This is a genomic window from Flavobacterium sp. CAU 1735 (assembly GCF_039888695.1).
Classification (GTDB): Bacteria; Bacteroidota; Bacteroidia; order Flavobacteriales; family Flavobacteriaceae; genus Flavobacterium.
Genome location: NZ_JBDQQQ010000002.1, coordinates 318,358 through 331,997, shown reverse-complemented (window position 1 = coordinate 331,997; position 13,640 = coordinate 318,358). Strand labels below are relative to the sequence as shown.

Annotated in this window: 18 protein-coding genes and 1 other RNA gene; 3 read left to right on the top strand and 16 right to left on the bottom strand. The window is 36.8% G+C overall.

The features are described from left to right. Positions 1-4: 4 nt before the first annotated feature. From AAFN64_RS08700 to AAFN64_RS08625, 16 genes are all read right to left on the bottom strand, one after another. Entirely contained in the window at positions 5-1,123 is a 1,119-nt protein-coding gene (locus tag AAFN64_RS08700; RefSeq protein ID WP_347760141.1) for an efflux RND transporter periplasmic adaptor subunit, read from the bottom strand. A 34-nt stretch (positions 1,124-1,157) separates the two neighbouring features. Then, on the bottom strand, positions 1,158-1,649 hold the full coding sequence (locus AAFN64_RS08695; RefSeq protein WP_300488015.1) for a hypothetical protein: 492 nt from the start codon (positions 1,647-1,649) through the stop codon (positions 1,158-1,160). Positions 1,650-1,972: 323 nt separating this feature from the next. Further along, positions 1,973-2,413, bottom strand: a complete 441-nt coding sequence (locus AAFN64_RS08690; RefSeq protein WP_347760140.1) for a hypothetical protein — start codon at positions 2,411-2,413, stop codon at positions 1,973-1,975. 15 nt (positions 2,414-2,428) lie between these two features. Then, complete coding sequence (locus AAFN64_RS08685) at positions 2,429-3,091, bottom strand: hypothetical protein (protein ID WP_347760139.1); 663 nt, start codon at positions 3,089-3,091, stop codon at positions 2,429-2,431. 59 nt (positions 3,092-3,150) lie between these two features. Then, entirely contained in the window at positions 3,151-3,852 is a 702-nt protein-coding gene (locus tag AAFN64_RS08680; RefSeq protein ID WP_347760138.1) for a hypothetical protein, read from the bottom strand. Between the two features lie 32 nt (positions 3,853-3,884). Then, positions 3,885-4,436: a bifunctional (p)ppGpp synthetase/guanosine-3',5'-bis(diphosphate) 3'-pyrophosphohydrolase gene (locus AAFN64_RS08675; RefSeq protein WP_347760137.1), complete on the bottom strand. Its 552-nt coding sequence runs from the start codon at positions 4,434-4,436 to the stop codon at positions 3,885-3,887. Between the two features lie 4 nt (positions 4,437-4,440). Beyond that, positions 4,441-5,562, bottom strand: coding sequence for a hypothetical protein (locus AAFN64_RS08670; protein WP_347760136.1), 1,122 nt, complete (start codon positions 5,560-5,562; stop codon positions 4,441-4,443). Positions 5,563-5,576: 14 nt separating this feature from the next. Continuing rightward, on the bottom strand, positions 5,577-5,921 hold the full coding sequence (locus AAFN64_RS08665; RefSeq protein ID WP_347760135.1) for a hypothetical protein: 345 nt from the start codon (positions 5,919-5,921) through the stop codon (positions 5,577-5,579). Positions 5,922-5,967: 46 nt separating this feature from the next. Then, positions 5,968-6,660, bottom strand: a complete 693-nt coding sequence (locus tag AAFN64_RS08660) for a hypothetical protein (RefSeq protein ID WP_300487988.1) — start codon at positions 6,658-6,660, stop codon at positions 5,968-5,970. Positions 6,661-6,677: 17 nt separating this feature from the next. Next, positions 6,678-7,346 (bottom strand): hypothetical protein, encoded by a 669-nt coding sequence (locus tag AAFN64_RS08655; protein WP_347760134.1) that lies wholly within the window; start codon positions 7,344-7,346, stop codon positions 6,678-6,680. A 10-nt stretch (positions 7,347-7,356) separates the two neighbouring features. After that, on the bottom strand, positions 7,357-8,049 hold the full coding sequence (locus tag AAFN64_RS08650) for a hypothetical protein (RefSeq protein WP_347760133.1): 693 nt from the start codon (positions 8,047-8,049) through the stop codon (positions 7,357-7,359). A 128-nt stretch (positions 8,050-8,177) separates the two neighbouring features. Next, entirely contained in the window at positions 8,178-8,699 is a 522-nt protein-coding gene (locus AAFN64_RS08645; protein ID WP_347760132.1) for a hypothetical protein, read from the bottom strand. Positions 8,700-8,839: 140 nt separating this feature from the next. Next, the gene (locus AAFN64_RS08640; protein ID WP_300487994.1) at positions 8,840-9,610 is read right to left on the bottom strand and encodes a hypothetical protein; all 771 of its coding nucleotides are present in this window, start codon (positions 9,608-9,610) and stop codon (positions 8,840-8,842) included. 63 nt (positions 9,611-9,673) lie between these two features. Next, the gene (locus AAFN64_RS08635; RefSeq protein ID WP_347760131.1) at positions 9,674-10,180 is read right to left on the bottom strand and encodes a hypothetical protein; all 507 of its coding nucleotides are present in this window, start codon (positions 10,178-10,180) and stop codon (positions 9,674-9,676) included. Positions 10,181-10,275: 95 nt separating this feature from the next. Further along, complete coding sequence (locus tag AAFN64_RS08630) at positions 10,276-10,716, bottom strand: hypothetical protein (protein ID WP_347760130.1); 441 nt, start codon at positions 10,714-10,716, stop codon at positions 10,276-10,278. Between the two features lie 46 nt (positions 10,717-10,762). Continuing rightward, positions 10,763-11,839, bottom strand: coding sequence for a glutaminyl-peptide cyclotransferase (locus AAFN64_RS08625; RefSeq protein ID WP_347760129.1), 1,077 nt, complete (start codon positions 11,837-11,839; stop codon positions 10,763-10,765). 89 nt (positions 11,840-11,928) lie between these two features. On the opposite strand from AAFN64_RS08625, the gene ffs reads away from it, so the two are divergent. From ffs to fsa, 3 genes are all read left to right on the top strand, one after another. Next, an RNA gene (ffs, locus tag AAFN64_RS08620) (signal recognition particle sRNA small type) lies at positions 11,929-12,027 on the top strand. 95 nt (positions 12,028-12,122) lie between these two features. Then, positions 12,123-12,926 (top strand): SDR family oxidoreductase, encoded by an 804-nt coding sequence (locus AAFN64_RS08615; RefSeq protein WP_300490684.1) that lies wholly within the window; start codon positions 12,123-12,125, stop codon positions 12,924-12,926. Positions 12,927-12,972: 46 nt separating this feature from the next. Beyond that, a complete protein-coding gene (gene fsa / locus AAFN64_RS08610) occupies positions 12,973-13,629 on the top strand; it encodes a fructose-6-phosphate aldolase (protein WP_300490686.1) in 657 nt (218 codons plus the stop codon). The last annotated feature ends 11 nt before the right edge of the window (positions 13,630-13,640 follow it).

The following is a 13,640-nucleotide window of genomic DNA, read 5'->3' as shown; positions in this document are numbered from 1 at the left end:
AAGTTTATTTTTTTACGGGAGCATTTGCTGCCGGTTGTGCATTTTTACCAGCTTCCTGCGGAACGATTTCCTGGTTGTCGGCCAATTTGGTAACACCTTCCACTACAACTACTTCTCCGGATTCAACACCACCGGTTACGATAAAATTCAAACCGGAAGTACCGTTGGTTTCTATAATTTTCGAATGTACTTTGTTGTCTTTTCCAACGGCATAAATCATTTGTTTTCCTTGCATGTCGTAAACGGCATTTTGAGGAATCAGGATTACGTCTTTGGCTTCAACAGGAAGGCGAATGATTCCGCTACCACCGCTTCTTAAAACCGACTGCGGGTTCGGGAACTGCGCACGGAATTCGGTACTACCGGTACGGGCGTTTACCAGACCATTTACAGTTTCGATTTTTCCTTTGTGTTCGTACACCGAATTATCCGCAAGAATTAATTCTACCGAAGGAATCGCTTTGATCTTATCAGATAAAGTCGCACCCGGGAAGGTTCTGCTAAACTGGATCAATTGCTTTTCATTCATCGTAAAATAAGCGCGGATATTACGGATGTCCGATACGGTAGTCAACGGATCGGCTGTAGTAGCGCCTACCAAACTTCCTACTTTATACGGAATGCTTCCAATAACACCGTCTACCGGACTGGTAATGGTTCCAAAGTTGATGTTGGCCGCAATACTGTTATAACTGGCTTTAGCACGTGCCAAATTGGCTTTTGCCGTTTCCAACGTTACATTACTGATGATTTTGCGGTCTACCAACGGAATTAAACGATCCACTTCCACCTGAGCGGCTGCTACGGCTGCTTTGGCCGCACCGGCATCCTGCGATAGGGTGTTGGTTTCCAATTTAAACAATACTTGTCCTTTGCGTACCGTTTGTCCTTCGTCAACAAAAATCTGCTCGATAAAACCGCTTACTTTCGGGCGGATTTCTACGTTTTGCTGACCTTGTAAATTGGCGGAATATTCTTGATAGGTTGTGGTATTTTCTTTAACTACTTTCTGAACCGGAAAGGGCATGGGACCACTAGGTTGCTGCTGTTGCGGATTTTTGTCTCCACACGATGCCAATACCATCGACAGGACCAACATGCTAAATATTACTTTATTCTTCATAGGGTAAAATATTTATATATAATTGTAAATAGCTTTAAAATTCGTCTTTTGATAAGGATTCCTGATTGATACACTCATTAAGGATTTGCTCAAATTTGGATAGGTATTTCATATAGGTATCCATCGCATTAACTACAAAGGCAGTATGTGTTTTATCATCGGCTGGATAATTAAGTTCGTAAGCCTTCACACGGACAAGCATGTTTTTTTCAGATTCAATAAATTTAAGGTGATTCTGAATGCGCTCGTTAGGAGGAGAGGGCATAAAGTATTTTTTGCGATCGCCGGTTTTGGTATAATAGGTAATCTTTCCGAGCTTTAGCAATAAATTGATATTGGTTGAGATGGTACTTTTACTGGCACATCCCTGATCGACCAGTTCTTCGAATGTCATTCCTTTATCTCTGACATTCATAATTAACAGACCTAATATGCGGGCCGCACAGGGGGGTAAATGATAATACGTTTCAAAGTGTATCCCGAATAGTTCGATTAATTCTTCTTTTTCTTCCTGCTGTTTATTCATGGGGATTCTTGATTTTGGTCGCAAAGATACAATTAGTTTTGTTTAAACCGAACCAACCGAACTTTAACGTAGCGTTAAAAAATACTTAATATTTTTGGCGCTGAAACAGCTATAAAAAAAGAATCTGAATATTAGTATATTACCAATATTCAGATTCCAAAATCTTGAACTAATTTACAACAAAAAAGAATTAAAAATACATTTTGCTGTTAAGAAATTATTGCTATTAGTTCCTTTCTGTGATAAAACGTAGCGTTGGAAACGTCTTTTTTGTGGTTGTGATTCCTTTTGATATCAAATTTTGATGATGTAAATCTGTTTGATCATTCTAAATCGATATTATAATCTTCTTTGATGAATGCTCTGAAATCGGTATAATCCGCTTCCCAATCATTTGGGATCCACCACGGATGGGCATCGTTATAGTCGAATACTTTTCCAAAATCCGGAGACGATTTATCACAACACAATAGAAGGTCATGGCGCGTTCCCCATTCGCCAATTACCAGGAATATTGTATCACTCACGGTTAGTTCGTTTGCCTCTTTTCGTTCCAAAAAATCAGCTTCATATAAGGATAACCAACATCCTGTGTGAATTAATGTATTTGACAGACTAAATAAATCGTCAACATTTATCTTTCGAATAGAATCCGTATAAATTTGTGGTATTTCAAGGTTTTGATCCAGGTATTCGGAGTCGAAATAGTCGGAGTAAATATCCTTTAATCGTTCCGTTAACTCTTTGTTGATTTCGCTACTCATGTTTTGTGTTATCGTTTAATTTTCCATCAGATTGTTATCAAATGCTATTTTGGCATCTTTACCGTCCCAAATGACTTTATAGCCAAAAGGAAGCGCCATAAACTGAACTGTTTCCGGGCGATAGGTCATTAGTTGGCCTACCGTTATTTCTTCAAGCGACATGGTGTCTTCATCAAAGTTATCGGTTATCGCAACCCAACCGGAATCGGGAGCGGTTCTGTTCCAACGGAATAAATGTGCCGGTAACCCGGTTCTGATTAACGGATCGATGGTAACGATTTGGTCAAAATCAGGGAAAATGGGTTCCACTTTTAATTGATCACAAACATAAAGCTGTTGGTTCAATACCTGAAGTGTGCGGTTTAATCCAGCTGCAAAACCTTGTTGTTCCGGGTAGATTTCAAGAATTTCGAAAAAGTCTTCCTCTTCTTGTGCTAAAATAAGCCAGGAGAAACAGGTTAATTTGTTGCCGTTTTTAATGACTGGTTTTTCATCCTGAATAAATTCAACCAGATAGTGTAGGATAGGATTTAGCTCCTCAAGTGTTAGCCCGTATTTTGCGATTTTTAATTCTTTCCCGATGGATACTTCTAATCCTTTAGAATAAAAGTGATCACCATTGGCAAAAAATGCGATATCTCTGACTTTTAATGCTTTAATTTTACTAAAAAATCCCATAAATAGTATTTGGTGTTTCGTTTTTTAAAGATTTCCATATAGCGCATACTGTGGATTATTTATTTTCCGAATATTTTGTTCAAAAAAACGCCTATTTTAGATTTTCCATTTAGTTCGCTGTAATAGGGTGCCGGAATATTAATTTCACTGGTATCATTTGTCAGTTTCTTAATTCCGTTATATAAAGGTTCTCCGGCTTTTGGAATTGGAGTGACACTTGTCAAAGGATAAAATTTGTCGTAAGCATCCATTCCAACCGGATAGTTTGTTCTTTCCAGCCAAAATGGTTCTAATAAATCTGGCCGTGGCTCCTGGTGAATTCTAGTATCAAAACTTTGTCTTGCTTTTTGAATAAAATCTTCATCCCAATTCGAACTTGCTCTTTCAAAATAGCGTAAACTTTTTGCAGGAATGTGAAGTAAAAAAATTTGTGTTTTACCGTTTAGTTTATAAACATCAAGAATTTTAAAATAGCTGTTAAGGTTGATAGCGCAATGACCAAACCTTTCGTTGTCCGGGTTTACTTCATATAGTCGTGCTGCTTTTGCCGATGCAATTAAAAAGCGGGTATTAAATTTAATACCGCCGCCTAAACAGCTGACATCAAGAAAATATCCGTTTCGGATTAACAGATCTTTTGTGAATTTTTCCGCTACAGAAGGTTCTAAATCACAATCTTTATAATATAATGTGGCACCCGGATAGGTCCAGTTTATTATTTCCTCATAGTTTTCAAGAATTCCGTCTTCTATCTCTGCCATATTTGTTACGTTTTGTTTGTCAATAACTTGGATTATTTGTCTTTATATAGTTTGATTTTATCTAGTAACCTATCGGCTAAATATTCATTGCCCTCTTTTAAATAATCATAAATGATTTTGGCTTCCTGAAGGTATTTTTCCTTTTTCGATTGGTTCCAATAGTAAGGTGGCGCATATAAGTTACAAATCCGATCGGCCATTTTTACCGCCCAGATTTCTTTTGGTTGTGCTTTTATCCGGTCTAAACTATCGACCATCTGATGTTCTTTTGCAAGGGCTGTATTTTTTGTCAAAGCTTGTACACCGTCCAGTACCTGTTTACCGTAATCTTTTTCCAAATCATCGCTACTAAGATTGGTATCTTCCAGAGCATCGTGTAAAAGAGCGCATTTTACGGCAAGGGCTATGTCAAAATTAAACGTATTTTTTGAGGCGTTTATAATTTCAAATACAACACTACCGATATGATTGATATATTCTATTTTTTCGCCTTTAGTTTGTCCGCCATAGGTTTGTCCGCTATGTAAAATGCTTACTTTTTGCCATAAGTCCTGTAAATCATCAATAGTAAAGGTATCGTTCATTTCGTTATTTAGTTTTGGATTTATCGTCGGTATTCCAATTATAGCCAACTCCTATATATTCGATTTCTTTTTTAGCGAAAAAGGTTTCGTAAACGTTATCTTCTTCCCGGATGGTTTTTAGGTCATCTTCAATTCTGTACTTTTCAAAATACCATTCTTTCCAAGTGTTCAGGTTGGTCCAACGGATGGTTGTATCAAAATGTTCCACCTGAATGCCTTTTTCCCAGCCACTACAGGAAGGAACGCCGCAGCAACATGAAAATATAAAATATTCACCATCTTGCTCCATACTTTTTAAAAATTCGGAAATATCAATAATATCGCTTTCCGCATAGGGTTTTTCAGCGTTGATCCGGATTTCAAATTTTCCCTGCATATACACTTCGCTCTCATCATATATCGATTGAGAAGCCGTGACAACCAATTCTACACAAATGCTATCGTATATTTGCGCATCCAGCCAATTGGTTAGTTGTGTCAATTTCTCGGGTGCAATATGACTTTTGTAATTTAAAAGCTGCTGTACTAATTCCTGATAGTCTTCTACATCGTAATGCCGTTCTTTGGGATCTTCACCTTCACTAATTATTTCGTGATGACGTAGTATCATTTCATTTGCTTTTTCAACATAAAAATCGGCAAGGAGCTGTTTGGAATCGGCATAGTTGTCGACTACATATTCTTCAAAAAGGCAATTCCAATGCGTAAAGTTCCGAGTGCTTCTGAAATTTAACGTTCCATTTATAATTTCATACCGACTGATTATGTCATCCCAGAGTACATAAAATAAAGCATCTTCCAAATAGGTCGCCATGGTAGTAAAAAAATCATTAAAATCGGTACCAAAACCAGACTTGCTGCCACTTTGTATCGATATATAGATACCAGGTTCTTTGAAATCGATTATCCGGTCTGTTGCAAAAAGAGAAATTCGCTCAATTTTCCCGTCTTCTGAGTTTATGATAAATGTATTGGAAAAAATACCCTGTACATTGGTATCGTTTCCTTGGTTGACGATGGTATATTTTTTTAAAAAAGCAGCTTCTTTAGTTTTACGAACCCGTAAAATAGTCCCGGAATTAATAATTCTTGGTTTAAGCTGATATAGATCGTTTGTTATTCCCATTTTTTGATTTTAAATTAGGGTAGTCCAATACTTTTTCCGAAGAATCGTTCTCGGGCCATATCGTACGTAAGTTTTTCCTTTTTGATGATCCAGGCAATTTCAAACAAACCGGTTAGGTTGGACATTGCTAAGAATCGGGTAGGTTCCTCCATTGAACAAAAAAATTCCGCTCGTTCCGAAACGGCATAGCCTTTACCATTATCGGTTAACGTTACAATAGCTATCGTCTTGGCATCATCACCGGACATTCCTATCTCGGTATCCCATTTCCATCGTAGGTTGTCTGTTCCGCCAACCAAAATAACATTTTTGTCAATATCGATCCAATTGACTACAAGGTGTGTAAGTGTTTCACTCATTTTATTTTGTATTATGGTTATTAGCGGGTCGTTTCTTCGATTTAATTTAATCGTAATCCGCTATTTGAACTTTTAACCAATCTTCTAATGCTTTAAATTTTTCGGTTGTAATATGATTTTTGTAATTCGAAATTTTATGAAGTAACGTTTCATAATCCTCTAAATCGTAATACAGTGCTTTTGGATCTTCTCCAAGTTCAATCATTTCCTCATGCCAGATGATCACTTCATTTGCCTGTTCCACATAATAATCGGCAATGAGCTGTTTGGAATCGGTATAATTTTGAATCAGGTATTCTCCAAAATCATAATGCCAACGATCGAAATTGCTCGGACCATTGAAATATAAGGTTCCGTCTGTAATCTCATATCGGTAAATATCTTCCGGGATTACGTAGAATAAGCTATCTTCCAAATAGAGCGCCATATCCTTTAGAAAGACATTAAAGTCGTTGTCAAAACCATACTTGCTACCACTTTGTATGCAGACATAAATACCGGGTTCCTTGCAATCAATTACCCTTTCTGTTGCATATACCGAGTATCTTCTCACTTTACCATCCGGCGTATTGGTGACAAATGTATTTTCAAAAACGTTCAGTTCGTTTCCAATAGTATTAGTTTTATTAATGCCATATTTTTCTGAAAAGAGACTTTCTTTGTCTTTGCGAACCCGAAGGATAGCACCGGAATTCAGCATTCTTGATTTAAGTTGGTATACGGAATGTAGTGTTCCCATTTTTTGTAATAGCGGCTTTAGTCAAATAAAATTTCGGTATCAATAGGGCGGAAATCAAATCCGGTCAGTTTATTTTCTTCAATGGCATTTTTTACTTTTTCGTTACAGATTAAGCCTATTCCAAAAGCAGGAGTGACATCAAAACACCCAGCGATTTTTAATGATTTCGACTTTAAATCCCAACCGGCTTCATCTTCAATGCCATCAAATAATATTCTAAACTTAGCTTTATAATCTTCAAAGTCGTCTACAGCTATTATCGCCCCCGATTTTTCATAAATATCGTTATATTCAATAAATTCAGATTTTTTAAAATCTATTTTGCTTGTAGCGCCATATTCGTACCAAAGAAAACGATAGGGATGAGGCGTTCCGCGGCGAAAAATAGTCATGGGATGAAAACTGCCGTTTATTGTAAAGGTTTCTAAAATCTGAGAACATTTTTCACTGAGAAATAAACCACTGGATGTGATGACAAAATTATTAGAAACACAGTCTGAAAGCCTCGAATTATTATGCAAAACAAAATTATTAAGGTCGGGAATGTCATCTTCTGATTTCCATTTGCTTATTATACCCCATTGCGAAGCTCTTGCTTCATGAAAACCGATTTTTAATTCTTTTACCTGAGGATATTTACCAATTATTTTCGAATCGGTTTCTTGTTTTATTTCAAAGTATTTCATACTTAATTATTTAATCGTAATCCGCTATTTGAACTTTTAACCAATCTTCTAATGCTTTATATTCTTCCGGAGTACTAGTATTTTTGTAATTTGAAATATTATCGAGTAACACTTCATACTCGTCTATATCATATAAATCTTTTGGATTTTCACCTTCTTCGATCATTTCATTATGCCGTACTAGCATTTCGTATGTTTGATCAGCAAAATAATCGCCAATGATTGGCTCGGAACCGGTATAATTTGCTTTTAAGTATTTTCCAAAATCATAATCCCAAACACTAAAATCACGGGTATTTTTATGATACAATGTTCCATTTGTGATTTCATACCGGTTGATTATATGATCCCAGATCACGTAGAATAGGGAATCTTCCAAATAGGCAGCCATCTCATTTATAAGCACATCAAAATCGCTTCCGAAACCATTTTTACTGCTATCCTGTATGGATATATAAATACCAGGTTCTTTAAAATCGATGATTCTTTCTGTGGCATATAGGGCATATCTTCTCACTTTTCCATCCGGAGCGTTTATGACGAATGTATTGGAAAAAATACCGTGCCCGTCATTGGTATAATCGATTTGAGGATCGGTGTATTTTTCTAAAAAAGCAGTCTCTTTTTCTCTTCGAACCCGTAGGATGGCGCCACAATTTATTACTTTGGGTTTTAGTTGATAGACTTCATGTAGTGTTCCCATTTTTGTTTGTAATTGGAAGTACAAACATATCGTTTTATTTCATTTTTTTGTGAAATTTTTTAAAATATTCGTATTTATCCTGATCTCGCGGATTTGTAATCCGTGAGATCAAGGTATACGCTGTTAGGCTACTTTTTTGTTGGTTTATAATAGTTAAATCCTAAAAAGCCTTTATGAATACAAAGATTTATAGAATCCCCGACTTTATGTTTTTGATTATAACTTTTTCCAAAACTTAATCGTTCCTCTCCGTTTTTTCCATTAATAAAGATATAATGAGTCGGATTTTTGGATCCGCTTTTGCCAAGGTCTATTATTTTATACGTTTTGCAATCCGTTTTATTGATTTTGTATTCATTGACAAATCGCATCAAACCAAATGAAAGCAATATAAAACTGAAAACCAATTGATGTAGCATTTTAATCCCTTTTGCATTTTTATAGGTTCTTATTTTTGGCTCAAAGAAACATAGCAAATGGTGAATTAGTAATGCCAAAAAAATTCCAAAGATTACGCTGACAATAGTAAACAAAAGCCAATTGGTATAGTTTTCAATATTCTTTAATCCGATTGCAAAAAAGATTAATGAGATAATTCCAACTATTGAGAGTATAAAACTTAAAGTATCGAATTGTTTTTTAGTCATCATTTGTTTTTTAGATCGCGTTGGATAAAATGGTACCTAAGACCAAAGCTGTCGATACTATGAAAATAGGAGCTAAAAAGTGACCTGATATCGCGGATTTGTAATCCGTGATATCAAGGTGTACACTGTGATCAATTGTTCTTTTATTTGATCAATCTTTTCTGAAGAAAGGATGCGGCATCATTAAATTCCCAGTTATCAATAGAAGCAGAATAATCGGTTCCGGCATAAACGGCAATAGTGTTATCTTTTTTACCAATAACCGTTTGACTCCAAAAATCAAAATAGTCCAAATAAAATACATGAATACTATCCGGTTGATGCTTTACTTTATTGCCCTCTGCGAATAAATGAGCTGCCGGCGGAATAAGTGTTCGTATTCCCGAATCGGCAAACTCAATAGCGGATTCACCATAGAATACAAATTCTTTTACATTATCGGAATCCGACATCCGATTATTAAAAGCAGGTTCCTCAAAATCCAATCCGATCATAGCATGAAACTCATCTCTGACTTCATCTTCGTATTCTTCATTTTTAATCATATCGGCATAACTCAAATTTTCCGGATCGACATCAAATTGATCCCAGTCAACGATTTCATCTTTATCAAATTCATTCCAAACCTGACTCGGATTGATATAGCGGAATTCAAATCCATCAAAACACTGATAAAAAGATGCTAATTCCGGATCAATATCTTTGTTAAACAGCTGTTTGTATTGCGCTGTCACCATTTGTGCGTTTTCTTCGGATCCTTTTGGAATATACAAATGGGTGATAAACAAATCGGGATTTTGGAGGATATTTTTTATTTTGTCGTAAACCCGTTGTCCTAAATTCTCGAATGTACTGCCTTTAATTCCTTTGCAGTCTTTTAGGTATTCGATCTGATGTAATAAATCCTGGTTCATATTTTAAAGAGTAAATGGTGTAATGATTTGAAATTTGATCTGTACCTAAAGTAACCGTTTTTACTATCTGAATTTGTGCTGTTTTCGGATCAGTTCGATTATCGGGACAAACAGTTCTATGGCATCCGTAGGAACTCTCCAGGTATAATCTATGTTTTTATTAGCCAAAAGGATACCAAATTTCCATTCGGAACCGTCCAGAACGATGGCTTTTTCCTTCCGCAAGCTTTCGGGTAATGCTGTTTGTTCCAGTTTTACTAATTGCTGTTTTAGTCCTGTAATATCGGTTTCGGAAAGCTTTTTTTCATCGGTAATGATTCGAAGTCGATCCAGATTATAAATCCCGCTGGTCCATTGTGAGTAGTTGTATTCGGTGTCCCACTGTCTGAATCTTGAAAGAATCGTTCCGTCAGGAGCTTCAATTATAATTATTTTATACGGAAATCCGCCAATTGAAGGGAATTGGGCGAAATAGGCTACGATTTTTTCTCCGTCTTTTAAATCAAAGTTTTCGATTTCAATTTCGGCCGCACGCATTACGGCTATGGGATCATTTGTAAGTCTTTCCATTTTTTGAGCCTTTGTTTGTACGGATTTTAAGGTTAAAAAAATCAGTTGATCATTAGATAGGAGTAGGGTTTTCCAGATAAAGCAAGCCTGTCCGGTTATTCTAAGTCAATTTTAAAATCTTCTTTGAGGAATTCTCTAAAGTCAGCCCATTCCACTTCATTATGATGCCCACACCATGGGTGAGCATCATTGAAGTCGAATATTTTAGCAAAATCTTCAGACGATTTATCACAACATAGTAGAAACTCATGGTGTGATCCCCATTCGCCAATGACCAGAAAAATTTTATCATTTTTGGTGAGTTGATTGGTATCCCGTCGTTCCAAAAATTCATCGTCAAACATTGCTGTCCATGATTTGGTGTTGGATAATGCTCTTGAAAGACTATATAAATCGCCAACGTCTAATTTTTGGACATTATCCGTATAGATTCGTGGCACCTCAAGGTTTTGATCAAGGTATTCCGAATCGAAATAAGCGGAGTAAATTTGCTTTAATCGTTCCGTTACTTCCTTGTTGATTTCTTCCTGGGTCATATTTTGATTTTTGGGTCTACACGATTTATAGGGTAGTTGGAAACAATTAGTTTTCGATTTTAATTTCAAACATTTTGTCCCAGTTTTTACCAGTCACAAAAATGGTTTTGGTTTTAGGATTGTAGGCAATTCCGTTTAAAACGTCCAGATCCGGGTGTGCCGTTACTTTAGATTTAAGATCGCTAAGGTTTACAATCGCTTCTACCGCGCCATTTTTCGGATCGATAATCGCAATCGCATCTTTGGTATAAATGTTAGCATAAATTTTACCGTCGATCCATTCCATTTCATTTACCGCTTTAATTTTAGAACCGGCCGTATAAACATTAATATAGTCCACTTCCTTAAAGTCTGCCGGATTTACAAACCAGATTTTTTCGGTTCCGTCCGACATTAGCAGGTTTTTACCGTCGTTTGATAATCCCCATCCTTCCATTTGTTTAAAATAAGGGAAGGTTTTTTCTTTTGCGAATGTATCGGCATTATAAACATAGGCTTCATTATTCTGATACGTAAGTTGGTATACTTTATTATTTAATACGGTTGTACCTTCTGCGAATACATTTTGAGGTAATTCGACAATCTTATATACTTTCCCGGTTTTATAATCGGTTTTGCGCAAACTGGAAATACCGCGCAATCCGGTTCCGTTTCCGGCACCGTTTCCGGTACTTTCAATTAAAGTATCGCGGTAAAATTCCAATCCCTGTGTATAGGCCTTGATATCGTGCGGGTAGGTGTTTAGAATTTTATACTTTAAAAGTTTTGGTTGTACATCCGATACTACTTCAATACGTCCGGTTATTTCATTTGATTTTCCTTCCGAATAAACCAAGGCTTTAATATTCTGGTAGCCCAGTTTTTGTTCTTTTAAAGCAAAAGCGAATTTTTCACTTCCTTTAACACGGCCTACAATTTTGTTGTTGATATAAAAAACAATAGAGTCGACAGGCTTGTTTTCGACATTTTTTATACCCAGTCCTAGGCTTTCATTGGGTTGGTATACCTCTTTTAAGTCGGTTGTATCGAGGCTAAATAAATTTTCTTCATTTTTTTTTCCGTTGTCACACGAAAAGAAAAAAGAGCTTAATAAAATGAATGCGAATGCATTATACTTTTTCATGGTTATTAAAATTGGATACCACAATATACAATTGTATTTTATATCTCACAATTGCCTTGCAAAAATATAAAAAGATTGTATATTTGCACCGGCAAGTCCTACACGACCAGCTCCTGCAGACTCCTCCAGGGTGGGAACACAGCAAAGGTATGTGGTTGTAGCGGTGCGATGTAGGTCGCTTGCCATTTTTTCTTAGATCTCCTTTTGGGAGATTTTTTTGTTTTAGGACATTTGTAACGTTTTTCTTCCTTATTTTAGCAACTCAAATTTTGAACCGGATACTATGGGAAAAGTGGTTTTGATTACCGGAGGCTCGTCGGGCATCGGAAAAGCCATAGGCGAATTATTATTTCAAAAAGGATATACCGTTTACGGAACCAGCAGAAACCCCGAAAAGATACAGCAAACGCTTTTTCCGTTGCTAACAATGGATGTGCGTCAGGCCGATACCATTCGTACGGCTGTGGAAACAATCGTAGCCAAAGAAGGACGATTAGATGTGTTGATCAACAATGCAGGGGTAGGGATTACCGGTCCGCTGGAGGAAATTCCGGGCGATGAAATCCGTAATAATTTTGAAACCAATCTTTTTGGTCCGATTGAAGTAATGAAAGCCGTTTTGCCCTCCATGCGCAAGCAGAAATCCGGATTGATCATTAATGTAACCTCCATTGCCGGTTATATGGGATTGCCCTACAGAAGCGTATATTCAGCCTCAAAAGGCGCATTGGAATTGATCACAGAAGCGCTTCGTATGGAAGTAAAGGCTTTTGGGGTACATATCACCAACGTAGCACCGGGCGATTTTGCTACCAATATCGCTTCGGGACGTTATCATGCGCCGTTGGTTAAAGGATCGGCTTATGAAGTTCCCTATGGGAATACGTTAAGTATGATGAATGATCATGTCGATAGCGGTAGCGATCCCGGACAAATGGCTGCAGCGGTATATGCGATTATTCAAAATCCAAATCCGAAGATCCATTATAAGGTGGGGGCTTTTATGCAAAAGTTTTCGATTGTTTTAAAACGGATACTTCCGGATAAAGTATACGAAAAGTTATTGATGAACCATTATAAGTTGTAATTTTGTAATCCGAATTTTAACACAACTATCATTAAATATATTTAAGATGAAATTTTTTATTGACACGGCTAATTTAGAGCAAATTAAAGAAGCAGAAGCTTTGGGAGTATTGGATGGTGTAACGACCAATCCGTCGCTAATGGCTAAAGAAGGAATCACCGGAAAAGACAATATTCTAAAACACTATGTTGACATTTGTAATATTGTTGACGGTGATGTGAGTGCTGAAGTAATTGCTACCGATTACGAAGGAATGATTCGCGAAGGGGAAGAATTAGCGGAACTACACGAACAGATTGTGGTGAAAATCCCAATGACTAAAGAAGGAATCAAAGCTTGTAAATATTTTTCAGATCGCGGCATTAAAACAAACGTAACATTGGTATTCTCTGCTGGTCAGGCTTTATTGGCTGCCAAAGCAGGAGCAACGTATGTTTCGCCTTTCTTAGGTCGTTTGGATGATGTTTCGACAGACGGTTTAAACCTGATCGACGAAATCCGTTTGATTTACGATAACTATGCTTTCGATACGCAAATCCTGGCTGCTTCAATTCGCCATACCATGCACGTTGTAAATTGTGCGAAGATTGGTGCTGATGTAATGACAGGACCATTATCGTCAATTTTAGGACTTTTAAAACACCCGCTTACCGATATCGGTTTGGCGCAGTTTTTAGCCGACTACGAAAAAGGAAACAAATAATATTCCTTAGT

Bases quoted from the DNA above. Each gene is read 5' to 3' on its own strand.
- AAFN64_RS08700 (WP_347760141.1), bottom strand. From the start codon at position 1,123: ATGAAGAATAAAGTAATATTTAGCATGTTGGTCCTGTCGATGGTATTG.
- AAFN64_RS08695 (WP_300488015.1), bottom strand. From the start codon at position 1,649: ATGAATAAACAGCAGGAAGAAAAAGAAGAATTAATCGAACTATTCGGG.
- AAFN64_RS08690 (WP_347760140.1), bottom strand. From the start codon at position 2,413: ATGAGTAGCGAAATCAACAAAGAGTTAACGGAACGATTAAAGGATATT.
- AAFN64_RS08685 (WP_347760139.1), bottom strand. From the start codon at position 3,091: ATGGGATTTTTTAGTAAAATTAAAGCATTAAAAGTCAGAGATATCGCA.
- AAFN64_RS08680 (WP_347760138.1), bottom strand. From the start codon at position 3,852: ATGGCAGAGATAGAAGACGGAATTCTTGAAAACTATGAGGAAATAATA.
- AAFN64_RS08675 (WP_347760137.1), bottom strand. From the start codon at position 4,436: ATGAACGATACCTTTACTATTGATGATTTACAGGACTTATGGCAAAAA.
- AAFN64_RS08670 (WP_347760136.1), bottom strand. From the start codon at position 5,562: ATGGGAATAACAAACGATCTATATCAGCTTAAACCAAGAATTATTAAT.
- AAFN64_RS08665 (WP_347760135.1), bottom strand. From the start codon at position 5,921: ATGAGTGAAACACTTACACACCTTGTAGTCAATTGGATCGATATTGAC.
- AAFN64_RS08660 (WP_300487988.1), bottom strand. From the start codon at position 6,660: ATGGGAACACTACATTCCGTATACCAACTTAAATCAAGAATGCTGAAT.
- AAFN64_RS08655 (WP_347760134.1), bottom strand. From the start codon at position 7,346: ATGAAATACTTTGAAATAAAACAAGAAACCGATTCGAAAATAATTGGT.
- AAFN64_RS08650 (WP_347760133.1), bottom strand. From the start codon at position 8,049: ATGGGAACACTACATGAAGTCTATCAACTAAAACCCAAAGTAATAAAT.
- AAFN64_RS08645 (WP_347760132.1), bottom strand. From the start codon at position 8,699: ATGATGACTAAAAAACAATTCGATACTTTAAGTTTTATACTCTCAATA.
- AAFN64_RS08640 (WP_300487994.1), bottom strand. From the start codon at position 9,610: ATGAACCAGGATTTATTACATCAGATCGAATACCTAAAAGACTGCAAA.
- AAFN64_RS08635 (WP_347760131.1), bottom strand. From the start codon at position 10,180: ATGGAAAGACTTACAAATGATCCCATAGCCGTAATGCGTGCGGCCGAA.
- AAFN64_RS08630 (WP_347760130.1), bottom strand. From the start codon at position 10,716: ATGACCCAGGAAGAAATCAACAAGGAAGTAACGGAACGATTAAAGCAA.
- AAFN64_RS08625 (WP_347760129.1), bottom strand. From the start codon at position 11,839: ATGAAAAAGTATAATGCATTCGCATTCATTTTATTAAGCTCTTTTTTC.
- AAFN64_RS08615 (WP_300490684.1), top strand. From the start codon at position 12,123: ATGGGAAAAGTGGTTTTGATTACCGGAGGCTCGTCGGGCATCGGAAAA.
- fsa (WP_300490686.1), top strand. From the start codon at position 12,973: ATGAAATTTTTTATTGACACGGCTAATTTAGAGCAAATTAAAGAAGCA.